Source organism: Pedobacter sp. B4-66, from assembly GCF_018492665.1.
Taxonomy (GTDB): domain Bacteria; phylum Bacteroidota; class Bacteroidia; order Sphingobacteriales; family Sphingobacteriaceae; genus Pedobacter.
Genome location: NZ_JAFVME010000001.1, coordinates 532841 through 559384 on the forward strand (window position 1 = coordinate 532841; position 26544 = coordinate 559384).

Sequence of the window (26544 nt, forward strand, 5' to 3'; positions counted from 1 at the left end):
TTAAATATTGTATTTTTTGACTTTAGCTTTTACTTATTTTTGTCCTGCTCCCGCTAGTACAACAGAAGGAACACTCGCTGCTGCTGTAAGCCCGGATTTGTACTCATAAGTTGGTACGAAACTAGAAGCTGAAGTGGTTACTTTTGCAGCACCACTACTCTTAAAGATATTAGTAGCTAAACCACCAACGTATCCTCCTGGACTCTCAAGGTCAGTTCTTATCGGGTTATTTATACTCTCAAAGTAGTTATTTTCTACTAAAACAACTGCTCCTGAACGAGAAGCTACAGAATAACCGCTTGAAGTAGCACTTTTTAAGAAGTAGTTATTAAATAGGTGACCCGTACCATACCCAAAACTAGGAGCCCTTTCGCCTATGTTTTCAAATAGGTTATGGTGATAAGTAATACGTAGTCTACCTTGCCCAGCATCAGAACTACCACCCACACCTGTTCCTTTAAAGCTGTTTGAGAATTTAGTCCATGAAACGGTAACATAATCAGACTGTTTTGATATGTCTAAAAGTCCATCATAATATTCCCAATCTGAGTGAGAAAGGTCTGCAGATAATTCACAATGGTCAACCCATACGTGATCTGCCCACTTTAAACCAATAGCATCATTATCACCACCACCAGTTACAGGATCGACTGCAATAACATTTTTAATTTTTAAATTTTGTATAATTATATTCTTTACATAATCACTAGTGCTAGTGCCATGCAATCTTAGCCCTACGCCATTAAGTGTTGCTCCAGTTAGACCAATAATTGATTTATTGGATCTTACAGCAACACTTCCAGTACCAGTTATCGTACCTGAAACTTTAATAATCATCGGCGATGACGAACCTGCTGCACTTTTTAACTGTGACAAAGAAGTAACCGTAACAGTTTGTCCACCTGCACCACCTGTTGTCATTCCATTAACAGCTGCATAACCAATTGGTTTTGTTGATGAAACACCCTGATCCGTTCCACTAGGAGGTGTTGTTGTTGGAGGAGCTATTGTCGGAGGAGTTGTTCCTTGCGCGCCTACAGTATAAGTATACTTTCTACCGTTGGTTTGAGGGTTTGAATTATCAGATGTTGAAAAATATAAAAAACCTGCCCAATGACTAAAACGGCCACCACCTATATTTCTAATCTGATCATGTACTGAGTGTGCTGGGCCAATTTCTACACCATTTTCATAAACTCTTACAGTAGATGCTTTTGGTTGATTACTCGAATCGCTTATCAATCTTGGATCCATTGCAACTCTAAATGAATATTTGGCATCAATTTTACCAGTACTTACATTAATCGCAATAGCGGAGCTAGGTGGAACTGGTACAGGATCACCCATGGTATAGGTATATTTTCTACCATTTGTTCTCGGATCGCTATTATCAGATGCTGAAAAGATAACAGTTGACCCCCAGTGGCTAAACCTTCCTTTTCCAACATTTCTGATATCATCATGTATTGAATGTGCAGGGCCTATTTCAACACCGTTTTCATATAATCTTAATATAGATTGAGTTGGTGCTGAATTGCTATCCCCATTTGAAATCTCTTCTCTTAATTTGTAACTAAAACCTCCATCAGATTTAAAGCTAGTTGGGCTTAAAATTGCAGTTGTGCCTTTAGTACTTGGTAATGTCGCTATACCATTTGTATCATATATTTCGTTAGTTGCTGGGTTTACCAGTTCTGCCTCGTTTTTTTCACAACTACTGAAACTAATAATTGTTGTAAAGAATAAGGTTGTTAAAATCACTTTGTTAATTGATGTACGCTTTACTTGCATTGTTCTTATCTTATTTTTAAAATTTACTCTCTAACGCAAATGCGGAAGATTATATATTTCAAAAAATACAGATAATGAAGCAGTTAAGTGTTTCGTTTAAGAAAAATTATTTTAGGAAGACTTGTTTTTCAAGCACTTACGATTCGTTTGTTAATCGATTTATTATAAAATTTGTAAAGTTTCGCTAAAGACACTAATGACATTAAAATGACAAACTAAGCGCTCTTTTGTATATTTTTTTGAACTTTATGTACAATAGATGTATAATAGTTGTTGAACCATTTCACAAAATGGTAAACCCCCTTATGTACTGAAACCATTGGCTGATAGCATAATTTGTTTTTTAGGTCATCGATATTTGCCGAAGTTGCTGCTACGTCCCCATCTTGCATTGGCAGCAATTTTTTAATGGCTTTAATTCCAGTATGTATTTCTATTTCATTAATAAAATCTAATAGGCTTACAGGTTCTCCCCTACCAATATTGTATACTGCATACGGCACTTTTGAAGTTGCAGGATCTGGATTTTCTTCATTCCAATTTGGATTTGACTCGGCGGGTGTATCAATTACCCTAATAATACCTTCTACAATATCATCTACATAGGTAAAATCTCTTTTCATTTCACCATTATTGAAAACCTCAATCGGTTTGCCCTCCATTATGGCTTTGGTAAACATAAACAAAGCCATATCTGGTCTGCCCCAAGGGCCATAAACGGTAAAGAACCTTAAGCCGGTTGTAGGTAAATTAAACAATGAGCTATAGGCATGCGCCATTAATTCGTTGCTTTTTTTAGAGGCGGCATATAATGATACCGGATGGTTTACGCTATCGTGGGTAGAAAAAGGCATTTTTTTGTTCATACCATATACACTTGATGAGCTGGCATATAACAAATGTCCAATATTAAAGTTTCGGCAACATTCTAACACATTTAAAAACCCTCTGATATTGGTATCGATATATGCCGCTGGATTGGTAATACTGTACCTAACTCCAGCTTGTGCGGCCAAATTGCATACTGCATCAAAATGAAACTCTTCAAAACAATCTGCTAATTTTTCGCTATCACAGATATCCAATTTAACAAAAGTATAATTTGGATATTTTGTACTCATTATGGATTGGCCATACATCGCATTTTTAGCATCAATTCCCGTTTCAAGCAGCCTGTCATATTTCAAGTCAACATCATAATAATCATTGATATTATCTATCCCAACAATACTATCCCCTCTTTCTAATAAACGTTTGGCCAAATGAAAGCCAATAAATCCGGCTGTACCGGTAACTAAAATTTTCATATGATTTAGGTTTTAGTAATGATAATCTGAGATGAAATTTCTGTGTAAATGAAAAACTTGTTTAATTGCTAAACTGCTTCATTGTTTGGTAGTAAAGCACTAAGACATTTTTTATGCTAATGCGCTAAGAATGGATTGCGCAAATTTTTCAGGATTTCGTTGCTTTAAATAGACGATGCAATTTCTATATCCTGATTGGTCTGTTTGTTGCAAGGTCTTTTCTATTGCTAAAGCAAGCTCTTCAACATCGTTTACTTTTGCTGTTTGGATATAAGGAATTGCCGAAATACCACCTGCACAAAGGGTACTTACAACAGCTTTGTTTAAGGCCAGCATTTCTAACAGCACATTTGGAAACCCCTCTGTTATGGATGAGATGACGCAAAGCTTAGCATATTTAAAATAAGGGGCCGGATTAGCAATATGGCCTTTAAACACAATTGAATCTTGCAGCTTATTTTGCTTAACCAAAGCCATTAAATGTTGTTTTTCTTTTCCCTCACCTAGTATAAAGAGTTTAAGCCAAGGATATTTTTTGTGTACAATACTGAATGATTTAATCAAAACATCAAATCCCTTTTCGGGTATAAGCCTACCTGCAGCACAAATAAAGCTAATGTCGTGCCTTTCGTTTAGCAAAGGTTGCTCAGCATCTTTAACCAGTTTTTCAAAATCTACAGGGTTGGGCTGTACCAATACTTTTTGCTCATTAATAAATGGGTTGTATTTAATAAGCTGTTCCTTCATCAATTCAGTTTGGCAAACCATCAAATCTATTGCGGGATATCCCATGCGATAAATTACTCGATAAATGAGTCTTTTAAAACCTTTAAACCTGGTAAAAACAGAGGTACATTCCCTGGCAATTAATTGTGGTTTTAACCATCCTATTCTTTTAAAAAAACCCAGATAAGCATTTAAATAAGGATGAGAACTTATTATCACTTCATCTTTTTTAAACTTTCTGAGCAAGGGTATCAGTTTCAAAAGTCCAAAAAATATATTTGTTTGTGATAGGTATGTGATTGCTACATGGGATGATATTGAAAGCCTAGGACCATTGTTTTTTTTCAGAAAGATCAGTTTTGCGTTAATTGCTAAGGCCATTTTTAATAATACCTGCTCCGCCCCGTTAGGTACATCAGAAAGGGAGATAACCTGAAATTGCTTTTGCTGAGAATTCATTGCTAAAAGTGTCAATTGCACAATTTTTGAAAATGGTTAACTGGTTAGTTACTTATTTAACAAGTCCTAAATAGCATTCCTTGAAATTGGGTATCTCTCCCAAGGATAGAACTTTACTATATATGATTACCCAAGGGAGAGATGGCTTATTTTATTAATCTGTAAAAACTGCCGTAGCAATTTGAACGATTTTGAGTTGGCCTATACATAAAACCTTTAACTAAAAACTAACTACCTACGCTTCTGCAGGCTTCATTTTTAACCGGTATCGGGTTTAATTCGTGTGGTTTGTAATCTCCATCTATATGACTGGTATAGTAGATGTATAATCTATCGGGCACATTCGCAACACTTGTAAAAAGCCAACATTTATAGTTGTAAAAAATAATCGAACTATCAACAAATGACATGCCGTACAGCAATACTTTTTGCTTAGTTAATTTTAAATTATTGTAATTTAATTTTGACAGTTTCTTGGTTTCAGAAAATTTATTGTAAAAAAGTATAAACGATTCAACATCCTGTTCTATTAATGCTGTAACCCCACCTTTTATAGCTCTTCTTATTTCGTAATTGGTATTTTTATCAAAGGTGCTTTGTATTAAATAAATGCTTTCTGTTAGGTTAATAGTTTTGGTAAAAAAAACTCTTTTTTATACCAAAAAACTAATTCGCATGACAACTTTGTTTTATAGGGTTGTTAAACAGTTCCAATATGCAGGCTTAAAACCATACCAAGTTATTTTACGATCTAAAAACCGCATAAACTTTATTTTAACACTAAGCATATGTAGCTTGAAGTTTCACCTTGGTTTTTTCATTCCTTAGCCACTGCGAGAGCACCAATAATTTCCAAATTTGAGGAGAACGATTCCATTTCCCGGTTAAATGTTCTTGAATTATTTCTTGTGTTCTTTTTATATTAATACCAGGAATATTTTTAAGTTCGCTTTCAGAAAGATTATCCAAAACATAATCTTTTAGCTCGTTTCTAAACCACTGTTGAAGGGGTATGGCAAAACCCGCTTTGGGTCTATTAAAAAAATTAGCCGGTACATGCTCAAAAAGTAAATCTTTTAAAATTCTTTTTTGGTTACCTTGGTAAAACTTAAAATGGGTTGGTAGTGACCGCGAAAACTCAATAATCCGGTAATCCATTAACGGCGATCTAGATTCTAAAGAAAAAGCCATCGAAGCTCTATCAATCTTCGTATTTATATCACCATTTAAATATGTTTTAATATCAAAATCAGAAATTCTTTCTAAAAGTGGCTTTAGTGGATTGTTTAACACTTGCATCATTTCATTTTCTAATCCTACATTATTTTTTAGCACCCATGAGTTTTCCATACTCCCAAGCATTTTAACATATAGATTTTCAATATTATCTATTGAAATACCCATTGCAATAAGTTTATGGCGATATTTTGGCGACAAGTTGATCAAAGTGGCAATGGCTTTTCTGCCACTTAACGGTACATTAAATAACATTTTAACATCATTTAACCATTTATATCGATGATAACCTAAAAAGGCCTCATCACCAGCATCGCCACTTAAGGCAACTGTAACATGTTTTTTTGTGTATTTACTTAATAACATGGATGGAATAGCACTTGAATCCGCAAATGGCTCATCATAATATTTTGATACATTTTCTATTAAACTGATGCCCTCGTTATAGTTACATTCTATAGTATGATGTTCTGTACCCAAATATTTGGCTACCCTTTCTGCATATATACTTTCATCAAAACCTTGCTCATTAAACTTTATTGAAAAAGTTTTTACTCTTTCTACTTGCTTTACTGCCAAGGCCGATACCAAAGATGAATCTATACCACCCGATAAAAAAACACCCAAGGGCACATCGGCAAATAAGCGTATTTTAACAGCGTTGGTTAATAAATCTGATAATTGATGTTTGGCATCCTGGTAAGTTCCTATAAACTTATTTTCCAAATTGTAATCTAAATCCCAATATTTAGAAATTTTTAGTTTACCGCTATATAAATCGAATTTAAAACTATGAGCAGCCGGCAATTTTTCAACTTCCCTATAGATAGATTTAGGTTCTGGAATGTAAGCCCAGATTAAATAGTCGTGTATTGCAGTTTCATCTATAGTTAAATTTCTGCCAATATTAATTTGACTAGGTTGGCTGGAAAATTCGAACTCCTGCCCCGAATGACTGTAATAAAAAGGTTTTTTACCGAAGCGATCCCTTGCACCAAATAATTCTTTTTTAACCGAATCGTATATTACAAAGGCAAACATGCCGTTGAAATGTTTAACACAATCGGTACCATATTCTAAGTATGCTGCACAAATTACCTCTGTATCAGAAGTTGTACGAAAACTATATTGTTTTTTCTGAAGTTCAGACTTAATATCTTGATAATTATATATTTCGCCATTAAAAACAATTTTTAAATGGCCATAAGAAAATGGTTGATTTGAGCGTGGATCTAAATCAATAATAGATAAACGGTTATGACCTAAAGTAATACCCTCAAAATGTTGAAAAGCTGAAAAATCAGGCCCTCTGAACTCGATGCGAGCCAATTTCTCCCTAACAATTTCGTCTCTATATCTTAGAGTTGAGCCATAAATACCGCACATAAAAGTTAATAATTAAGGTTATATATTATTTATCAAATACTCGTATTCTGCAGCTACTTTATCCAAAGCGTATTTATTGTAAACATCATTTTTTATAGCGCTGAAATCCCAAGGTTTATTGCAAGCTGTTATTATTTGATTTTTAAAATCTTTAAGGTCTCCTTGTTCAATTATATATCCGTTAAACCCGTCTTTAATCAAATCTGAGATACCGCCCACTCTAAAACTAACCACAGGTAGGCCTACAGATAAAGATTCTAAAACAACATTTGGAAAACCTTCTGTAAACGACCCCAACAATAAAACATCGTGTTTACAAATAATGGAAGTTACATTATTCACATTACCTAAAAAGGTTACTCTAGATTGAAGATTTAAGACATTTACCTGCTCAACAATTTTATTTTTTAATACCCCATCACCCGCTATACTTAATGTATAAGTTTCGGGTAATTGAGAAAATATATCCAATAAGCGTTCAAAGCCCTTTTCTTTAGACATACGGGCTATGATCAACAACTTCTTTTGACCATTTAAAGAACGCTCACCCTTTACTAAATCACTATAGATAAGTGGGTTATGTATAACAACTAATTGATTTGGATTTAAATTATATTCAGCTAAAACTGATTTTTTCATTTCATCAGTTTGACAAACTATCCTATCATAATTTTTATAACTCACACGAGTAAACAACCTCCAGAATCTGGTTTTTAATCCTTCAAATTGCTTCATTTGATGTGGATTATTTGATGCTCTGGCTATTAAATTTGGTATCTTAACAAAGATAGAGACGAAAGAAACCAGCATATTAATATGATCAGTGGTTGAGAAAACCGCAAATGGCTTCTCATTTTTAATTAGTTTATATAATTTCCAAAAGGATCTTGAGGCTCTTACAGTGCCTAAATCGATAAATTTAACTCCAGTAATTTCTGTAGAAAAGCAACCATTACTCGAATCAAGTATGATTACACAAACATTATATAATTCTTTATTAAAGCCTTGAGATAGAAGCCAAAATACCCGTTCTGACCCACCACCTTGTAAAGAAGTTATGATAAAAAATACTTTCTTTTTCATAAAATCGCATTCTTACACAAATAAAATTAAGCTATCCTACCTAATTTGATAATTTGTTTGGTAATGGTTAGCGGCAACATATACATTAAGGCAATCATTACATATTTAGGATAGTTAACTAATGAATTGCGCTCAAAAATTGCCTTTTTTATATAGTTGTATGATACAGTAGTATCGCAGTGATTTAAATACGATGCATTACCCAAACTTTTCCAATAATCGGCCATGTAATTTGGCCGTTGTTGTGCTTTAGTTTTTTGCAGAAAGGTTTTAATATGTTCTAATTCCAAATCAACCACATCGGCATTTTTATTTTCTGCGTATTTCATACGCAAAACTTTGTTAAATAAATCTTTAGCATGTAAACTTTTGGTACTGGCAACCGGTGCTGTTCTGTAAAAATACAATGGTTTATTTATTACATGTACTTTAGCGCCTTCGCTAATTAATCTAAGCCAAAACTCTCCATCTTGAACATAGTAAAACCTGGCATCATACAAGCCCACATCTATTAACTTTTCTTTTTTTAGAAAAGCACTGCCATGCGGAAAAATTGCTTTACGATTTAACAATGCATTTTTAAAATCTTTTATTGAGGCATAAGATCTATCCTCATAAACAATGTTATCGTTAATGTCGATTACAAAACTATTAGAGCCAATTAAATCAGTATCTTGATTATCTAAAGCGTACTTTAATTGAACTTCTAAACGGTTAATAGCAGAGCAATCATCAGCATCCTGACGGGCTATATAAGTTCCTTTTGCTATGGTTATGCCTTTATTTAGAGCGGCCGCCAACCCCATATTCGTTCTGTTTTGCATGAATACAATCCGAGTATCCTCGGCTGCAAATCTTTTACAAATCTCTACCGACCTATCGGTAGAACCATCATCAATTACTATAAATTCAAACTCGGTAAATGTTTGCGTTAAAATTGATTTTATGGCTTTCTCTAAATAAATTTCAGCATTATATACGGACATTAAAACGCTAACTAACATACTATTATTAATTTAATTGGAATAAGCTAAATTTCCTGTATCTAAATAATTAAAATAAAAATTAACCTCCGTGGCTATATTCTTAACCAAATTACATTGTGCGTTTGTCCATTTAGAAGCTCCACAGCCCAATCTATTCATTTCTATTTCATTTGCAAATAGTTTGAGTATTTGCTGTTTAATTTGTTCGGCATCAATATTATTTATTAAAATGCCATTCACATTATCAATTATACATTCTCTAATTCCAGGCACATTCGTTCCTATAACAGGTATACCGCATGCCATAGCTTCCAATAAAACTTTTGGGTTTCCTTCATATTCTGAGACAATGATGAAGCATTTTGCACTATTATAGTACATCGGTAAATCAGCATTATCAACCTTTGTTTTGTAAATTATGTTTACATGTTTATTCACTGCATCCTTTACAAGCTGCGCTAATGAGCCTTTTCCAATAACTAACATTTTTAAGTCAATTAAGCTAGCAACTTTTAATAGCAATTTGATGTCTTTTTGTTGTTCAAGCCGGCCAATAAATATCAAATCGTAGGTTTTAGGTATTGCTAATGGCTTAAATACGTTTAAATTAACCGTGTTGCACATACTTAATATCTTGCTGGCAGGTATATTGTAAGTGTGTGTAATATAATTTGCTGCTTCTACCGAGGTTGTTAAAATCAAATCACATAGTTTAAAATGAAGACGCTCTATTAATTTAGTTTTATAACTATTTTTTTTGAAATGCGAATAATAATACCCCATTCTTATTACTAAAGGAATTTTAAAGAAAATTTTTAAAAGCAAACCAAAGGTCGATGCAGAAAACTGGTTTGTTTTAGCTAATAAAACCCTTCTGAAATATGATTTTAAAAAAAACAATGAGCTTAAATTGTAGATCAAATTTTGCAATGTATAAGGTATTTTGGTAGAAATCCACGGAGGCATGCATAATACTTTTATAGTAGGGTATTTACTTAAATACTTATTATCATTACGTCCATAACTATAAATTATAAGGTTAAGATTTGCTTTTTTGCATAAAGAATCATAATAATTTAGTTCACGAGATAACTGTCCTAATTCATCCCATTTTTCTAAACTCATATTGGGTGTCATCAGCAACAATAAGCTATTTTTCATAATATTTGAAGGCTATATTGGAAAAATAATTCTAATTTATAATTACACGCTTTAGTGTAATAAATATAATTTTGATATCAATTAAAATAGTATGATTACGGATATATCTTAAACTTTGATCTAGTTTTAAAGGAATAATTTCTTTAATATAAAATGTTTCCGGATCGTCCGATTTCTCTAAAAGATCATTTTCGTTACAAAATTCTATCGAAGCCCAATCAGTAATACCTGGTTTAACAGTAAGCACCATTTTTTGTTCTGCACTATACAGTTCCACATATTTCCTAACCTCAGGTCTGGGACCAACAAAACTCATATCGCCTATTAAAATATTAAATAATTGAGGGAGTTCATCTAGTTTATATTTTCTTAACCAATAACCTATATGGGTAATACGGGCATCATGGCTGCCAACTGTAAGCAACTTTTGGTCTGCTTGATGCACATACATGGTTCTAAATTTATATAGAACAAAATCTTTCATGTTTCTACCTACCCTATGTTGCTGGTAAATAACGCTACCTCTAGAATCGAAAACAATTAGTAAACTAATTATAAATAAAAGCGGTAAAAATAAGATTATCCCCACTATGGCCAATACCACATCGAATATTTGTTTAATGGCCATACCCGTAAATTTGATTTGGAATAATAACCCTTGTTTTTCTTACTGTGGCCTTTTCTATCAAGTTGTTCTGTTTGTATAATTGTATACCAACCATTGCAATGACAGAGTCTATAATAAACTGAATCTCTACCGCTGTAAGTTGCGGATAAATAGGCAATGAGATTTCGCAGGCATATTGTTCATAAGCTATGGGGAAATCTTCTATCTTATAGCCTAAGTTTTTAAAATATGTAAGCATGGGCATGGGTATAAAATGCACGTTGACAGCTACGCCAAGTTGCGCCAAATCATCAATTATTTGATCTCTTTGTCCTTCGGTTATTCCTTTTACCCTTAGCGGAAACAAATGGTAACATGTTTCTCTTCCTTGATCGTATAATGGTGGAGCAATAAACCAATCCATTTGTTCAAAACCTTTGCAGTATTTTTGGGCTATTTCTTTACGTTGCGGCAATAATTCGTTTCCATATTTTTTTATCTGTGCCAAGCCAATTGCCGCACATATATCCGGCATGTTAATCTTTAATCCTTGAAACAAAATATCATAACGCCAACCACCGCCTTTTGATTTAGCCAAAGCATCTTTATTTTGACCATTTAAAGTATACATTTTTAAAAATTTATACTCTGTATCATTATCAAAAGTAGTGGGCAAATTCAAGCAGATACATCCGCCCTCCGCAGTAGTAATATTTTTTACAGCATGAAAAGAGAAAATAGCCACATCGCTATGTTTGGCTGCGGCATTGCCATTATAAGTTGCCCCGATAGAATGCGCAGCATCGGAAATTAGCATAATACGGCCTAAAAGATCTTGTTTATCAGAATTCGGCTCAAATAAGTCAGCAATATCTTTTTCTTTAATTATAGCATTTAGTTCATTATAATTACAAGGCCATCCAGCAATATCTACCGCAATAATTGCTTTAGTTTTTGATGTAATAGCTTGGCGTACTTTTTCAGGGTCGATACAAAATTCTTCATTAATATCAACCATTACCGGTTTTGCACCACAATGCAACACGCTTAAAGCCGTAGCACAGTACGTATATGCCGGTATTATAACTTCATCACCCTCTTTAACGCCAAACCATTTTAACATTAATATTGCACCAGAGGTCCATGAATTTACACAAACAACCGCTTTAGAATCTGTTAATTTAAGAATTTCTTCTTCTAAGGCTTTTACTTTTGGCCCAGTGGTAATCCACTTATTTTGAAGGGTTTCCAATACTTGATCAATAACCGATTGGTCGATAAAGGGTGGTGAAAATGGAATATTCATTTCTGCGACTTTTAGTTGTTTGGGAAAAATATTAAACACAAAGAAGTAATCCCCGTGTTTGTAATAACAGGCAATTCTTATTGGCAATAAAAAAAATTCAAATGAAAAAACAGAGTCTATAATATCTTTACAAGATCCGCATTGTTGGTTTTAATATTATATAAATGAAGTACACTAAAGTATAAAAATAGAGTTGGCCCGCAACCGCTTCCTAAGAGCCATTCATTATGAAATAATGCATTTATAGAAATTGCCATAAATGAAAAACACAGACATACTAACAAAGCATAATCTTTATCCCTTAAATGATGTATTGCAAACCAGGTAATTTTTACGATCTTTTGGTAAATAAAAAATAATAATATGCCTCCTACAACTACACCCAAATAAGTTACAAACATCAAATAAGCATTATGTGATGTCACTAAACCCTGGGCACCAATTTTAAAAACCGGATTACGTCCAGCAACCTCATCCCAGGTTTTGCCTTCAAAAATTAAACCATAAGGATTATCGGCTAATATTTTAATGTTTTCGGCCATTAAATCCTCCCGATTACCTTCCTGTCCTCTTTCATTTTTCGAAAGAATATTTTGCTTTCTTCCAGATGAAAGTTCTTCTATTGTTGTTCTAAAGCCAAAAGCTAATGCAGCTAACAATCCAAATATTATCACAACTTTGAAACGATAATAAAGCATCCAAAAAAACATTACAGCACACCCAACGGCAACCAAGGCAGACCGATTCATACCATACAAAATCACGTAACCACTTACACCTAAAACCAACAACAATACAATTTTTTTTTGTTTAAAGATTGTTGTTGCAATAATTGCAAAAGAAGTTAATGCTGCAATTTGATACCCAAAAGAAAATACATTTGCTGTAATGCCAGACGGAGATTGCAGTATTAATTCGCCTCCTATCAACATACTTCTTAAACGATCTATTTGAGTAGGCAGGTGATGGTTAAGAACCATAACAAACGATGAAAAAGAAAGCAATGCATAAAAAATAATAATCGAAATATTAAATCTTAGCAAATCAGAGCCAATAACATAGTTAAAATAACAACAACAAAAAACAAGAATAGTTATTACCACAAAGAAGTATTTCATATCCTGATAACCTAAAATATATAGAAAAAATGAGGCTATAAAAAAAATGATCATTTCTTTTTTATAAGCAAACGATTGTTCTAAAGGGTTCGCTGCAATTATAAGTAGTGGAAAACCAAATAAAACTGCATTTGGTAATAGCCTTATCATAAATATATTAAATGTCAACGTATACAAATACATAAACATAAACAGTAATATGATTAATTTCTTATGCATGATATTAAAGTGTTATAATAACAATACATTAGTATAAATGCTTTAGGTTTAAAGCAACTGGACTATTGTATTATAAGCGTTTTTAATTTTAAAATCTATAATCTGAAATAGAAAATACTTTTTAACATATATTTTTAGCAGGGCTCTTTTTTGTAGTGATGAATACTTAAAGTTGTTAATCAACAGATTGAAATCGCTTATCTTCTTTCTTTTCCTGATCCTTGGATCGATCATGCTCCAAACACCACCTTGATGAATTCTATAGCAACTCATTAGCTCGGGAATTACATAGATTTTGCCGCCGCTAGTTGATGTTATATAAAGCTTTAAAAAATTATCTCCGGCCCCAGCATCATAAAACCAGTTGGTTTCACCTAAATTTTCAAACTCTTTTGTGGCTTTAAACATTAAAGATGCCGTACGTGTTTCTCCTTTTCTATCCATCAATAAATCATCGTATGTATATTCAAGTGGAACAAGATTTTTTGCTACATAAGTAGTTTCATCCTTATCATCAATTACTTTTGAGTAATGACTGCAAGCAACAAAATTTTGATTTAGTTCTAAAAAATCTACTTGTTTTTGGAGTTTGTGGGCATCAATCCAAAAATCGTCCCCATCGCAAAAAGCATAATACTTACCTTTAGCATTATTAATTACGTTAATTAAATTCCCCCCACTCCCAATATTCGTTTTACCTGATAAGATTTTAATTAATTGCGGATGTTTTTTCTGATAAGTTTCAACAATCTGCCTTGTATTATCGGTAGACCAATCTTCACCAATTAAAATTTCAAAGGCAAAAGTTGTTTTTTGCATTAAAAATCCTTCAATCGCTTGTGCAATATATTTTTCGTGATTATAGGTTGTGCAACAAATACTTACCGTTATTTCAGATTCTGGTCTTTCCATAAAAATAAAATTAATTGGGCCTACTGCCATTAATGGTTCTTTCTATTTGGCCTGTTATTAATGCACCATAATTTTTAGCTCTTGTTACACTTCTTTCAGGTTCCTCTTTACCTATTTGTAGATATTTTTGTACTCTTAACATGGTTCTACAAATTAAATCAACATCAGAATTGGTGAGCTTATGATATAAAGGCAAACAAATAATTCTTTTTACAATCGAATCACATACAGGCATCGACACATTATCTACGTATGGTAATGCAGATAATGATGGATAAAAATATCTTCGGCAATAAATTTTGCTTAATTCCAGTGCGGCCAAACAGGCATGCATTAATTCTTCCTTTTCAAAAATTATTGGGACATAGGCATAGTTATAATCTTCTTCACTTTTAATTTTTTGAAAATTGCATTTTAGATTCGTTAACCGTTCCATATAATGCAGAGATAAAGACTTTCTTTTTTCAAGTATTTCGCCTATATATTCTAAATTGCATAGTCCCATTGCAGCATGAAATTCGCTGTTTTTGCCGTTGATACCTGCAATAGAAAAACTATCCACTCCACTGTACCCAAAATTCCGTAAGGCTGCCATTTTCTTTAATAAAGAGGCATCTTTAGTAAATACCGCTCCGCCTTCTATAGTGTGAAACAATTTAGTGGCATGAAAACTTGTTGTGCTTATATCGCCATATTCAAAAACAGATTTGTTTTTATATTTAGCACCAAAACAATGAGCAGCATCATATATAACTTTTAACGAATACTTATCGGCAATTGATTGTATTGCGTCTATATCGCATGGATTGCCATATACATGGGTAGCTAAAATGGCAGTAGTTCGTGGTGTTATAGCTTCTTCAATTTTATTAGCATCGATATTAAATGTTTCGGAATCGATATCTACATATACCGGTTTGCAACCCTGCCAAAGAATGCTGTTTGTTGTGGCCACAAAAGAAAATGGTGTTGTAATAATTTCTCCTTCTAGTTCTAATGCCTTTATAGCAATTTGTAATGCTATTGTACCATTAGAAACATATAATAAATGGTCTACATTTAGATATTCTTTAAGTTTTAACTCTAAATCATTAACTAGCGGACCGTTATTAGTAAGCCATTGGCGCTCCCAAATACTATCTATATAGTTTTGGAAATTTTCCTGATTAGGAAGAAAGGGTTTAGTTACTGGTATCATCTTTTTAAGATTAATTGTTTAAAATCTATTACAGCATTCATTTTCACTAAATAACCGATACCTAAATAAGTGATAATGTAAAATGCACTAGTTATTGCAATTCTAACAGGATCTATTAAGCTAAACTGATGAGTTAAAAAGACATCAAACAAATAGCTAAAAACACCTACGACTATTGAAAAAATAACGGTTGGTAAAAAATCAGAAATTTGTTCTTTAATTGGGTAATTAATAAGTTTTCCGCTATAAGCTGAATTTATGTAGTAGGCGAGAAAATTAAAAAGCAATTGAAAGTATAATAAGCCATAAATGCCGAACGGGATAACACTAAAAATGCCTATTACACCAATTGTTTTTTTTATAACCTCTAAACGTAAAACTAAATCGCTACGACCCTTTACCTTTAAAATATTTAAGTTGTATGAGTGCAAAGGATATATAATCCCCGACAAACACAGTATTTGAAAGTATGGAACAGCCGGCAACCATTTTTCGGTTAACACAAATCTAAAAAGTGGCTCGGCAACTATGCATAAAAGAATTAACATAGGTGCATTCCAAAAAACAAGTTGTTGTATTAATCTTTTATTAACAGATTTAAGTTTTTTGTCATCATCCGATATTTTTGCGAACATTGGATAGGTTACCGTGTTTATTGTTGCAGAAATAATCCCAATGGGTAGTTGACTTATTGAATCGGCTCTAGAATAAAACCCTAATTGCGAAGCCGAGTAGTATTTACCTATAATTAAAGTGTATAAATTTTGATAAATAGTATTCAGTAGACCCGAAAGGGTCATTTTATAACCAAAATAAAAATGTTTTTTAAAGCTTGTATAATCAAAAACAAATATTGGTCGCCAACTAGAATAAATCCAATACATTATGGTTGATAGGAGCGAAGTAAACATATTCATCCAAACCAAACTCCAAACTCCATAACCAATTTTTGCTAGCACAATACCTATAATACCACCACCAAGAGATGCCGGAATCTGAATACTAGTTTGTACTTTAAAGTTCATGTCTTTAATTAAACATGCACTTTGAATACAAAAAAAAGCATTAATGATAAGCGTTAGTCCATAAACTCGGATAATTTTAGTTAAGATATCTTGATGGTAGAATAACGATATAACTGGCGCTGTAAAAAAGAGTATAAAATATATAACAATGCTGCCAATTAAATTAAAAAAAAAAAAACCGTGCTGTAATCTTTTTGGTTAGCATCGGCAGTTCTAATTAACGATGAACTTAAACCACTATCTGACAAACTATTACCTAACGAAATAAAAACAGAAAGCATTGCAATTAAACCGAATTCTGCCGGCACTAATATTCTGGCAAGCACAATGGTTATTAAAAACCCAACCACTTTTGCTCCCAATTGCTGCCCCACAGACCATATAATCCCAGAAATGGTTTTTTCTTTTAAACTCATGATAAGTTAAAGACGTACATCTACCACTCCATCTGGTAAAAGTGATTTTATATCATATACTATCGCATCGGTTTTACAAAGGCTTTTAATATCTAAATCTTTAAATTCTTGATGAGCTACGGCCAACAAAATACCATCGTATTTACGAGTTTTCGATTCGCCATTTTCACAAATAACACCGTATTGATTTTTGGCTTGATCTACATTTGCCCAAGGATCGTGTATAGTTACCTTTACTTTATATTCTTGGAGTTTTTTAACTATATCTATTACTTTGGTATTGCGTACATCGGGGCAATTTTCTTTAAAAGTAAAGCCTAAAATTAAAACTTCAGCTCCAATAACACACTTGCCTTTGCAAACCATTTTTTTAATCAGTTGCTCTGCAACGTAAGCACCCATGCCGTCATTTACACGTCGACCGGCAAGTATAATTTCGGGATGATAGCCTATTTCTTGAGCTTTTTGCGCCAAATAATAAGGATCTACTCCTATACAATGACCGCCAACCAAACCTGGTTTAAAGTTTAAGAAATTCCATTTGGTGCCCGCAGCAGCTAATACTTCTGCGGTATCAATGTCCAACTGGTTAAAAATCATGGCTAACTCGTTTACAAAAGCAATATTGATATCCCGTTGTGCATTTTCGATTACCTTTGCGGCCTCAGCAACTTTTATAGACGAGGCTTTGTAGGTACCGGCATTAATTATAGATTTATATAGCTCATCAACTTTTGTTGCAGCTTCTGGTGTAGAACCCGATGTTATTTTACGGATGTTGGCTACGGTATGCTCTTTATCTCCTGGATTAATCCGCTCTGGAGAATAGCCCACAAAAAAATCTTCATTAAAAATTAACCCCGATTTCTTGGTCAATACCGGTACGCATTCTTCTTCTGTTGCTCCCGGATATACGGTTGATTCATATACAACGATATCACCTTTTTTAAGGACACTCCCCACAAGGGTACTAGCTTTAATCAATGGTGTTAAATCTGGTCGATTATTCTTATCAACCGGTGTTGGTACTGTAATAATGTAAACCGAACAAGAACTTAATTCATCAATTTTATTGGTACAAAATAATCCTTTTAGGGTACTGCAATTAAAGCTTAGTACTGCATCGAGCGCTGGTTTGTCTATTTCTAAAGTGGCATCGTTACCGGCATTAAGTTCATCAATACGGTGTTCAAGAATATCAAACCCCACCACTTTATGTTGTTTTGCAAATTCTACAGCAAGTGGCAGACCTACATAGCCTAAACCAATTACAGCCATTTTTATAGGGACTAATGTCTGTTGCATAATAATGTATTTTGAGGTATGGTTTTTACAACTTGACTAACTGGGACATAGGTCACCAATGCACAATCCAAATGATCGAAAGACATCAGCACATTCTTACCTTGTATTTTAATGATATTACCTTCCTGGTTATGGAAAAGGCCACTTCGAATTCTAACCTTATCACCCGCCGAAAGCTCATTAAGGCCAACAACTTGTAGGTTATTGTAATTTTTGACCATTTCTTTCAACTGTTCAACCTCTGCATCTCTAATCACTGCAGGTTTGCCCATAAAATAGATGTAGTTCATTACACCCATCGTATATCGCACTTTGGTAAGGTCTCTATCATCTATTTTAACAAAAACATAACCCGTAAAAAGTGGCCTTGTTACCATTTTTTTTCTGTCGGCCCATTGATTTTCGGTTGTTGTAGTTGGGCAGAAAGATTCTATGCCTTGTTCTTGCAATAACTGATCTACCTTTTTTTCCCAACGCGGACGAACGTAGATAACCAACCATTTTTTCTCAAGAGGTTTTCTGTACTTAAATTCAAATTCCATAGCTGTTTTTTTTAGATGACAATCCCCCTAAATCCCCTCCAAAAGAACACCCTCGTAACACATGGGAGCTTTTATCAGGGATATTTCATTGAGCAAAACCTTTTTTAAAAGCGCTACATTATTGCCCGAACGGGGCTTCGCCATATCACTTACAGCGATGATTTTAGAATTTTTAAAAAGTATTATTAGAGAATGGGAGCACTATTAAATTCACTTATTGCTTTGCACGGTTTGCATTAAAAATTAGGCAATACAATACTTTTTTTATTAACTTATATATTTTAATTGTTTATTAGTATTATGGCTAACGAGGTATCTGACTGTCACTGGGAAGCACCTACAGTTAGCCTTTTTGAAGCTAGGTATCCCTACCCAACTTCCCCTTTTTATATATTTACCTTAGTTTGTCATGGCATAACCGTAGCCGGCATAACTGTATTTTTGATTCTTCTCTCGTTTGGCATCATTAAAAACCACTAAAAGATTGTTGAGTTTATTTTCATCACAAATATCTTTCAGTATTGCCATTTGGTAATTATTGGTATAATTATACCTTACCACATAAATACTTACATCAACATGTCTCGCTAAACTAAAGGCATCGGCAACTTGGCCAACCGGCGATGTGTCTATAATTACATAATCAAATCTTTCTTTTAGCTCCTCTACCAATTGGCTAACCTTGGGGTGCGTCATAATTTCGGCCGGATCATCAGGTATTTCGCCACAGCCAATTACACTTACATTTTGCGACATTAAGCTGGGCTGTATAATTTTTTCTACAGTAATTGTATCGTTTTTAATATAATCTGTAAAGCCAAATTCAGAAGTGAGATCTAGTTTTTTCAATAGCGTTGGTCGTCTTAAATCAAACTCTAGGATAATCACTTTTTTATCGCGCATACCCAAGGCGGTTGCCAAATTAATGGTAAAAAAGGTCTTTCCCTCTCCCTGCATGCTTGATGTTACCAAAATCACCTTGTTGCTCCCCTTACTCGTCATAAAGTCCAAATTCATTCTGATATACCTGAACAATTCTGATATGGTAGAGCGATTATCCTTCTGAAAAACATTGGTATTTTTATCCAAATTATGAGAGAGCTCGCCCAATAACCTTGCGCCGGTTAGTTCAATTGTTCTTGCATTTGTTACTTTATTGTTAAAAAATCCTCTAGCATAAATTACACCTGCTGGTAAAAAGAATCCGAACATAAAGCCACATAAGTAAAGAAGCTTTCTTTTAGGCGATTCTGGCGTGGTATTATAGGCTGGTTTATCAATAATTTGAGAACTGGGTATCGTGGTAGATAAAGATAGTGCGGTTTCCTCACGTTTTTGAATCAGGTATCTGTACAAACCAGATTTCACACTTTGCTCACGGCTTCTTTCTAAAAGTCCACGTTCTATAGAAGGTCCTGATTTACTTTTGTTGCTATACTGAGAATAACTAGTCAATAAATTGTTCCTTTCTATTTTAAAACCATCTTTAATAGAATTTAAATTTTCAAGGATATTGATTCTTAAAGCTGATAATTGATCGTTTAAATTTAAAACCAATGGATTTTCTGCATTAGCAGTACGCAACATTCTATTTTTTTCGAGTTGTAAATCGTTAAACTTTGCGATCAATCCATTTAAAATTGGATCTTCTATGCCCATAGCGCTGGGTGCCAAATTACTCTGACCTTGTTTTCCTTTAAAATACCTTTCTATAGAATTGATAAGGCTTAACTTTGTAGCGGAAGATGACAACATTTGGTTATAATCTACAGATCTTGTAGCATTTAACTGTGCATCTATATTAATATCAGCCACTTGGTTTTGTTGTTTAAAACTTTCTACATCATGCTCAGAGCTAGATAAATCGTCCACCAAATACCTTAATCTATTATCTATAAACTTAATTGTACTTTGAGCGATGATATTTTTTTTGTTTACATTGTTGATATTATAGGTTTGTATTAAAAGTGTTAACAGATCGATACCTCTTTGTGGCACGTTGTCACTTACACTGATCACAACCGTATTGGCATCTTTAACTACCGGAGCAATTCTTAATTTAGCCAAACTATATGCCTCTGTTAGATTATATAAATCATTAAATTTAATATTAATACTTCCATAGCTATTGCTAAATGCAGGGCCTTTGGCTACCCTAATCACATAGTTTTTATTCTTAATCAATGCCCCATAAGCAGCAACCACTTTTACAGTACTATCAGTAAGCTTAAACAAAGAATCATTAATCGATGCAATACTGATATTTCTTGCATAGGCACCACTTTTTAAATCCAATACTTCGATTTTAAAGGGAAGTGTTTTACCATATAATTCTTTAGTTTTAAAACCATTAAAACCATCTTTTTTGAAATAACTCGTTTCTAAATGCAACTCGCTTAAAACTTTATATATCAAATCTCTCGACCGTAGAACTTCTATTTCGTTATCAACAGTTTTAACAGTCTGAAACATGTTTAAATCACTAAAAGCAGTGCTACTAGACATGGCTGTACCATTTTTATCATCTTGAATTAACAATGTGCTGCTTACCTTATATTGTTGCGGCGTAATATATAAGAAACCGTAAACATAGGTCATAGCCACCGCTAGGCTGATGATAAAATAAGGCCAGTTTCGGGCAAACTTTTTCAAGATCTCTATAAAATCATTGTTGCCGTTTAAATATTGTGCTGAAGCCATGATGCTAATTTTTTAAAGGTTATCTACGTAAAAATACTGATATCAGTACAGCTACTGCTGATATGGATGCTATCACTATAGGCATTATTCTGGTATTTGGGCTATATTCTATTGCTTTTGATTTATCGGGTTCTACATAAACGACATCGTTTTGTTTAAGTGTAAAAAATGGAGAATTAAGCACATCTTGTTCGTTAAGGTTTAACCTTTTCATTATCCGTTGCCCATTCTGTTGTCTAATAATCAATACATTCTCACGTTTACCATATGCTGTCATATCACCCGCCATCCCTAGAGCTTCTAATAAATTTATATGATCTCCCGGCACTGTAAAATTAGATGGCCGGTTTACCTCGCCAATAACCGTAATTTTAAAATTCTGGATTTGTACTTCAACAACAGGCTTTTTAACGTATTTATCAAGTTTCGACGCCAAGATATCCTGTGCCTCGGCAATTGTTAAGCCCTCAACCTTGATATTACCAATTACCGGAATATTAACTTCCCCATTTTTGCTTACTCTGTACCCCGTAGGTTCTTCATTATTTCTAGTTGTAGGATTTTGGACTGATGCGAACAAAAGATTAGATTCTTGATTAAGGCTATTTACGTTAATCCGTAACAAATCATTTTGTTCTATTTTAATCGATTGATCTTCTACTTTTTCACTGCCGTTTACTTTAGCTAAATCGCTGAAATAAACAAGATTTCTTCTTTCTGCACATGAGGAAAATAAAAGTGTATACAGCGCAAATATTAGATAAACTTTTTTCATGATTTTTAGATTTAAAAAAATGGCTACGTTTATTGAGAACTAAGTTATATACAGAATGAGCAATATTTTACAGCAATAATTACATTGTATTTAAAGTGTATAACATCGTATACAACATTCACAATGTTCACTTTTTACACCTACACATTCATCAACTTTTGAGAATATTCTGTATTAAAAAGTGTGTATTATCTGTGGTCACTTTTTGGAAATTTTTCTGTTTTTCTAAAAATCGACCAATAAAAAAAGCGCAAAAGCGCCCAGATTTATTGTAACTATCAGAATTTTTAAAATTTTAGTTCACAACTAAATTTGCATTAACACAAGGATTAATCTCATTCCGGAATTAAAATGCACAGTTTTTTTGGAATAAAAACCCACGTGTGTCAACTTTACAGCTAAAATACCCACTTTTTCTCGCTTAATTTTGAAAAACACGTTCAACTTACACACATTGCATCTCTTAGCACAAGCGAATATCAATGCTTTAAAATAGTTGTTGTAAACATAACGGGACTAGCTTACATAAACATTCTCAGCACCTTCCAGAGTTTACACATTAGGATCTTTAACGAAATAAAAGGCTGCAGAACAACCTCAACATTACTGTCCAGAAGAATTTTCCTGTTACTTTCTATATAGACTTCATAAGCCTGCGTTTGAACAGTTAGCAGGTTTTCTAGCGCAGGCTAGCCTCTTCTTTTTCAAATCGTGCATCCTGCCCCCTATTAAGACGATAAAGAAGGCTTTTCCCACTGGAAATTTTAATTTATGGAATAAGGCTGTGTGTTGTAGCGACTTTGAATACTTGCGCCAGGTGCAGGTTAGTGTGTATGTTTATTTTCAAGGAATAATGATTTACCTAGAGGATTAAAAACATTTATAACCGATATGTTAGTGACATGAAATGTCATTAACTCTTTTTGGTGATATTAAAACTCACCAAAAAGAAACTAATTGCTAGTTATTTGAAATGATTGAATAATCATTGATTTATTTTAATTGAGTTTTTTAACAGAGGTTATTTTAAAATGGTTTGTTAAACTCATTTTCTTTATTCATTAAACATTCGTTATATTCTTCTAATAATAGAATATACTTGCGCATCCAATAGTCAACATCTCGGTTCTCACCGGGTTGCTTATCTAATACTTGCCTATCCATTTTCTTTTCTCTATTTAAAGAAAACACCTCTGGAAATTCTTGAGAAAAATCATAATTGATACACGATCCAATTTCAACTAATACCTCATAAGGCAAATTGTCTTGTTCAAACCAGTTATACAAAGTACATCGACTAATTTTCATATACCTCGCCAACTTACTAATATTGTGTCCTTGTTTTCTGATAATTGATTCGATAATACTTCCCGCGTGACGTTTCAGAGAATGCTGTTTAAGGTTTCCGTCACTTTCCTTCCCTAGGTTAAGATTTAAGTAGGTAGTTTGAGTTTTGGTAGCGTTCATAACTAGTTCTATATTACATTATCGTTAAACATTAATTTAGCAACCAATAGGGAGATATATGAGATTAGTAATTGAAGTTCATATAAAACAATTAACAACGAAATGATTTATATCACCAGAAAGAATGATATTGGTCATGTTTTAAAGCACTTATGACCTTCAATCTAAAAGTTAATGATTCCAGATGTATAAAAATATTAAGATTTTAAACAAAAAAGAAGTAAATTTATATTAATTCTCTTAAAACGATAATTAAATGAAGAACATCCTAATTATTGAAAGTAATCTCAAGTTAATAGAAGAATATTCTGACACCCTAAAAAACGCTGGATACCAAATCACTACGGCTTTAGATGGCGACACTGGAATTAACGAGGCTATTAATACAGCCCCACAACTCATTTTGTGCAACACAAACTTATTCCGTATAGATGGTTTTGGTGTGTTGGCGGTGTTATCCAAAAATCCTATAACAGCACAAATACCATTTATTTTTATCAGTTTAAATTCAAAATTGACCAGTTTAAGAAAGGGGATGGAAATGGGAGCTGATGATTTTATTACCAGACCTTTTCAAAACAACCAATTAGTAAGAGCAGTTGATGCAAGAATAAATAAATTAAAAACAAGAAATCCAAACCCAAAAACCTTTGACAGTAATAAATTTGAAAATCTCGAAGGTCTTCAAAAACTTTATGAAGTAGTTTTCCAAAGTAATAATAAACGTTTAAAAAAGAAGCAAACTTTATATTTCGATGGCGACCACTCACAGGGCATTTACTTTTTAGACGAAGGATGTATTAAAACCATAAAATTAAACAACGATGGTAGGGAGTTGATTACAGGGCTTTACAAATCAAAAAGCTTTATCGGGTTAGATTCATTATTGCTTAACAGCCCTTTAACAGAAAGTGCCGAAGCTGTAGAAAATTCTTCAGTTTACTTTATTTCAAAGAAAACAGTTCTAGATTTACTAGATGAATACACAGAACTTAACCAACATATTATTAAAATTTTATCTATTAATTTAAAACAAAAAGATGATCAATTGATGGAACTTGCTTATGAATCGGTAAGAAAACGTCTATCAAAAGTACTAATTAGATTAAATAATGACGCATCTCCCATCGATCACATAAATATTTCTAGAGACGAGCTTGCTGGCCTTACCGGTATAGCCACAGAAACCGTAAGCAGAATACTTTCTGATTTTAAGGATCAGGGATTTATCGAAAAAAACGGCAGTCAAATCCATATCATAGACCTTGATAGTTTAAAGAAAATTAAAAATTAAGGCTTTATTTACCATTGAAAAACATATTTTTCTCTATTTATGTAAACCAAATTTCACGCTAAACATCAATATTTTAACTGATTTCCATCATTGTTGTACCTATGCCCTAGGGGTAATTTTGTGCCCAGGAAATAATTGCATGGAAAAAATTTTGGTTGCTACAGATTTATCAGCAAATTCTGTTTCGGCAGTGCGCTTTGCCTATAAACTTTCTCAACTAACAGGGACTAAATTGGTGATTGTTCATATTTATCATTTGCTAAGGCCAACCAGTTGGCGTAACCATCGATTTGAAAACCATCGCAATATTAGAAAACAATTTATAGCTCAAAAATTGACTAAATTTTTAGATCGAATTTTTAAGGATTATGATGATGAATTTACCAACTTTGAATTAGACCTTAAAATGAGTCCTAACGTTATCACTTCAATTTTAAGCAGTGCATCAAACCATAAGGTTAATTACATATGCATTAGTACTCTGGGCTCTGGTAAGTCGAAAAAGATAATTGGTGCTACTTCCAGCAAACTTATTGTAAAATCTCCCATCCCCGTCATTAGCATTCCCAGTACGTATAATATTAAGCCGTTAACTCAAATATGTTATGCTACAGATATGTCTAATTATCAAAAGGAGATTAGAAAAGTAATTGACTTTGCTACCCCTGTAGAAGCCGAGATTAAAATGTTGCACATTGCTTTGCAGCAAGAAACATTACCTAAAGTTAGCGCTGTAGAAACCAAACTACTTAAAAGAACTGGTATCAAGGTTAAGGTTAAATATGTGCAACGCAACCCCGTTAATACTTTAAGCGAAGATGTTAATCATGCCGTTAAAAAAATAAAATCAACATTGGTTGTATTTTTCATCCATCGATCTAAACCTTACTGGAATTCTATGCTCCACCCATCAAAAATCCAACCCTTATCAATTTATACCAAAATCCCGATTTTAAGCTTTAAAAAGTAAGGATGGGAGATATTAAAAAGGTGTCATAATCCTTAAAATATTCCACTTGATTCCCATCAAAGCATTATTTACAGCCGAAAAAGCAGTTTTAAAAGAAAAACCCCTTTTTACTTGCGTAAAAAGGGGCTGTACCCAGCGCCGGAGTCGAACCGGCACGGTTTCCCACAGGTGTTTGAGACCAGCGCGTCTACCAATTCCGCCAGCTGGGCTTTTGCTTATTAGCGGGATGCAAATGTATTAATTGAAAAACTAATTACCAAGACTTATTTAAATTATCTTCTTTAAGTTTTTTATCTACCCAAAAAGGGGCAAAAGGCAATAAAGACGCAAACCCTATGAGTACCACCTTTTTAAAGTTCCATTTGTACTCTTGCCATGCCATAATTAAAATAACCATATAAAGCATAAATAAAACGCCATGAGCCCAACCTGTATATTTTACGGCCAAAGGCAAGTCGGCCCAATACTTTAGGGGCATAGCAATAAACACCAAAAAGACGTATGAAAGTCCTTCTGCAACGGCAACTTTTCTAAAAATGGATAATGTGTTCATAT

Annotated in this window: 19 protein-coding genes, 1 tRNA gene and 2 pseudogenes; 2 read left to right on the forward strand and 20 right to left on the reverse strand. The window is 33.4% G+C overall.

What is annotated here, in order from left to right; all coding sequences use genetic code 11:
- Positions 1 to 33: 33 nt before the first annotated feature.
- The 18 genes and pseudogenes from J1905_RS02140 to J1905_RS02225 form a co-directional block, all read right to left on the reverse strand.
- Positions 34 to 1791 carry a pectate lyase family protein gene (locus J1905_RS02140; RefSeq protein WP_214225524.1) on the reverse strand — a complete coding sequence of 586 codons (1758 nt, stop codon included), beginning with the start codon at positions 1789 to 1791 and terminating at the stop codon, positions 34 to 36.
- A 215-nt stretch (positions 1792 to 2006) separates the two neighbouring features.
- Entirely contained in the window at positions 2007 to 3098 is a 1092-nt protein-coding gene (locus J1905_RS02145; protein ID WP_214225525.1) for an NAD-dependent epimerase, read from the reverse strand.
- A gap of 111 nt (positions 3099 to 3209) precedes the next feature.
- Positions 3210 to 4283: a glycosyltransferase gene (locus J1905_RS02150; RefSeq protein ID WP_214225526.1), complete on the reverse strand. Its 1074-nt coding sequence runs from the start codon at positions 4281 to 4283 to the stop codon at positions 3210 to 3212.
- A gap of 780 nt (positions 4284 to 5063) precedes the next feature.
- Positions 5064 to 6905, reverse strand: a complete 1842-nt coding sequence (asnB, locus tag J1905_RS02155) for an asparagine synthase (glutamine-hydrolyzing) (protein WP_214225527.1) — start codon at positions 6903 to 6905, stop codon at positions 5064 to 5066.
- A gap of 18 nt (positions 6906 to 6923) precedes the next feature.
- Complete coding sequence (locus tag J1905_RS02160; RefSeq protein WP_214225528.1) at positions 6924 to 7988, reverse strand: glycosyltransferase; 1065 nt, start codon at positions 7986 to 7988, stop codon at positions 6924 to 6926.
- Between the two features lie 26 nt (positions 7989 to 8014).
- On the reverse strand, positions 8015 to 8992 hold the full coding sequence (locus J1905_RS02165; RefSeq protein WP_214225529.1) for a glycosyltransferase: 978 nt from the start codon (positions 8990 to 8992) through the stop codon (positions 8015 to 8017).
- Positions 8993 to 9004: 12 nt separating this feature from the next.
- Entirely contained in the window at positions 9005 to 10135 is a 1131-nt protein-coding gene (locus tag J1905_RS02170) for a glycosyltransferase family 4 protein (protein WP_214225530.1), read from the reverse strand.
- Between the two features lie 31 nt (positions 10136 to 10166).
- On the reverse strand, positions 10167 to 10763 hold the full coding sequence (locus tag J1905_RS02175; RefSeq protein ID WP_214225531.1) for a sugar transferase: 597 nt from the start codon (positions 10761 to 10763) through the stop codon (positions 10167 to 10169).
- Positions 10753 to 12048, reverse strand: coding sequence for a DegT/DnrJ/EryC1/StrS family aminotransferase (locus J1905_RS02180; RefSeq protein ID WP_214225532.1), 1296 nt, complete (start codon positions 12046 to 12048; stop codon positions 10753 to 10755). The genes J1905_RS02175 and J1905_RS02180 overlap by 11 nt, the downstream gene beginning before the upstream one ends.
- 116 nt (positions 12049 to 12164) lie before the next feature.
- Positions 12165 to 13316, reverse strand: coding sequence for an O-antigen ligase family protein (locus J1905_RS02185; protein WP_214225533.1), 1152 nt, complete (start codon positions 13314 to 13316; stop codon positions 12165 to 12167).
- A gap of 117 nt (positions 13317 to 13433) precedes the next feature.
- Positions 13434 to 14297 (reverse strand): glycosyltransferase family 2 protein, encoded by an 864-nt coding sequence (locus J1905_RS02190; RefSeq protein WP_214225534.1) that lies wholly within the window; start codon positions 14295 to 14297, stop codon positions 13434 to 13436.
- A gap of 10 nt (positions 14298 to 14307) precedes the next feature.
- A complete protein-coding gene (locus J1905_RS02195) occupies positions 14308 to 15495 on the reverse strand; it encodes a DegT/DnrJ/EryC1/StrS family aminotransferase (RefSeq protein WP_214225535.1) in 1188 nt (395 codons plus the stop codon).
- Positions 15492 to 16936, reverse strand: a pseudogene (locus J1905_RS02200) (lipopolysaccharide biosynthesis protein). The gene J1905_RS02195 and the pseudogene J1905_RS02200 overlap by 4 nt, the downstream one beginning before the upstream one ends.
- Before the next feature lie 6 nt (positions 16937 to 16942).
- Positions 16943 to 18241, reverse strand: a complete 1299-nt coding sequence (gene tviB / locus J1905_RS02205) for a Vi polysaccharide biosynthesis UDP-N-acetylglucosamine C-6 dehydrogenase TviB (RefSeq protein ID WP_214225536.1) — start codon at positions 18239 to 18241, stop codon at positions 16943 to 16945.
- Entirely contained in the window at positions 18226 to 18783 is a 558-nt protein-coding gene (locus J1905_RS02210; protein ID WP_214225537.1) for a UpxY family transcription antiterminator, read from the reverse strand. Before J1905_RS02210 ends, tviB begins: the two co-directional genes overlap by 16 nt.
- A gap of 399 nt (positions 18784 to 19182) precedes the next feature.
- The gene (locus J1905_RS02215; protein WP_214225538.1) at positions 19183 to 21483 is read right to left on the reverse strand and encodes a GumC family protein; all 2301 of its coding nucleotides are present in this window, start codon (positions 21481 to 21483) and stop codon (positions 19183 to 19185) included.
- 19 nt (positions 21484 to 21502) lie between these two features.
- Entirely contained in the window at positions 21503 to 22258 is a 756-nt protein-coding gene (locus J1905_RS02220; protein WP_214225539.1) for a polysaccharide biosynthesis/export family protein, read from the reverse strand.
- Positions 22259 to 23284: 1026 nt separating this feature from the next.
- Positions 23285 to 23725: a helix-turn-helix domain-containing protein gene (locus J1905_RS02225; protein WP_214225540.1), complete on the reverse strand. Its 441-nt coding sequence runs from the start codon at positions 23723 to 23725 to the stop codon at positions 23285 to 23287.
- Positions 23726 to 23981: 256 nt separating this feature from the next.
- Between J1905_RS02225 and J1905_RS02230 the strand changes: the two genes are divergently transcribed.
- Both J1905_RS02230 and J1905_RS23890 read left to right on the forward strand, forming a co-directional pair.
- Positions 23982 to 25019: a cyclic nucleotide-binding domain-containing protein gene (locus J1905_RS02230; RefSeq protein WP_214225541.1), complete on the forward strand. Its 1038-nt coding sequence runs from the start codon at positions 23982 to 23984 to the stop codon at positions 25017 to 25019.
- 139 nt (positions 25020 to 25158) lie between these two features.
- Positions 25159 to 25518, forward strand: a pseudogene (locus J1905_RS23890) (universal stress protein); the annotation flags it as partial.
- Between the two features lie 600 nt (positions 25519 to 26118).
- Here J1905_RS23890 and J1905_RS02240 read toward each other — a convergent pair.
- A tRNA-Leu gene (locus J1905_RS02240) sits at positions 26119 to 26198 on the reverse strand.
- Between the two features lie 44 nt (positions 26199 to 26242).
- Positions 26243 to 26542 (reverse strand): DUF3817 domain-containing protein, encoded by a 300-nt coding sequence (locus J1905_RS02245; protein WP_214225543.1) that lies wholly within the window; start codon positions 26540 to 26542, stop codon positions 26243 to 26245.
- Between the last annotated feature and the right edge of the window lie 2 nt (positions 26543 to 26544).

Coding starts and splice junctions, on each gene's coding strand:
- J1905_RS02140 (WP_214225524.1), bottom strand. CDS start 1,791: ATGCAAGTAAAGCGTACATCAATTAACAAAGTGATTTTAACAACCTTA.
- J1905_RS02145 (WP_214225525.1), bottom strand. CDS start 3,098: ATGAAAATTTTAGTTACCGGTACAGCCGGATTTATTGGCTTTCATTTG.
- J1905_RS02150 (WP_214225526.1), bottom strand. CDS start 4,283: ATGAATTCTCAGCAAAAGCAATTTCAGGTTATCTCCCTTTCTGATGTA.
- asnB (WP_214225527.1), bottom strand. CDS start 6,905: ATGTGCGGTATTTATGGCTCAACTCTAAGATATAGAGACGAAATTGTT.
- J1905_RS02160 (WP_214225528.1), bottom strand. CDS start 7,988: ATGAAAAAGAAAGTATTTTTTATCATAACTTCTTTACAAGGTGGTGGG.
- J1905_RS02165 (WP_214225529.1), bottom strand. CDS start 8,992: ATGTTAGTTAGCGTTTTAATGTCCGTATATAATGCTGAAATTTATTTA.
- J1905_RS02170 (WP_214225530.1), bottom strand. CDS start 10,135: ATGAAAAATAGCTTATTGTTGCTGATGACACCCAATATGAGTTTAGAA.
- J1905_RS02175 (WP_214225531.1), bottom strand. CDS start 10,763: ATGGCCATTAAACAAATATTCGATGTGGTATTGGCCATAGTGGGGATA.
- J1905_RS02180 (WP_214225532.1), bottom strand. CDS start 12,048: ATGAATATTCCATTTTCACCACCCTTTATCGACCAATCGGTTATTGAT.
- J1905_RS02185 (WP_214225533.1), bottom strand. CDS start 13,316: ATGATAAGGCTATTACCAAATGCAGTTTTATTTGGTTTTCCACTACTT.
- J1905_RS02190 (WP_214225534.1), bottom strand. CDS start 14,297: ATGGAAAGACCAGAATCTGAAATAACGGTAAGTATTTGTTGCACAACC.
- J1905_RS02195 (WP_214225535.1), bottom strand. CDS start 15,495: ATGATACCAGTAACTAAACCCTTTCTTCCTAATCAGGAAAATTTCCAA.
- tviB (WP_214225536.1), bottom strand. CDS start 18,241: ATGCAACAGACATTAGTCCCTATAAAAATGGCTGTAATTGGTTTAGGC.
- J1905_RS02210 (WP_214225537.1), bottom strand. CDS start 18,783: ATGGAATTTGAATTTAAGTACAGAAAACCTCTTGAGAAAAAATGGTTG.
- J1905_RS02215 (WP_214225538.1), bottom strand. CDS start 21,483: ATGGCTTCAGCACAATATTTAAACGGCAACAATGATTTTATAGAGATC.
- J1905_RS02220 (WP_214225539.1), bottom strand. CDS start 22,258: ATGAAAAAAGTTTATCTAATATTTGCGCTGTATACACTTTTATTTTCC.
- J1905_RS02225 (WP_214225540.1), bottom strand. CDS start 23,725: ATGAACGCTACCAAAACTCAAACTACCTACTTAAATCTTAACCTAGGG.
- J1905_RS02230 (WP_214225541.1), top strand. CDS start 23,982: ATGAAGAACATCCTAATTATTGAAAGTAATCTCAAGTTAATAGAAGAA.
- J1905_RS02245 (WP_214225543.1), bottom strand. CDS start 26,542: ATGAACACATTATCCATTTTTAGAAAAGTTGCCGTTGCAGAAGGACTT.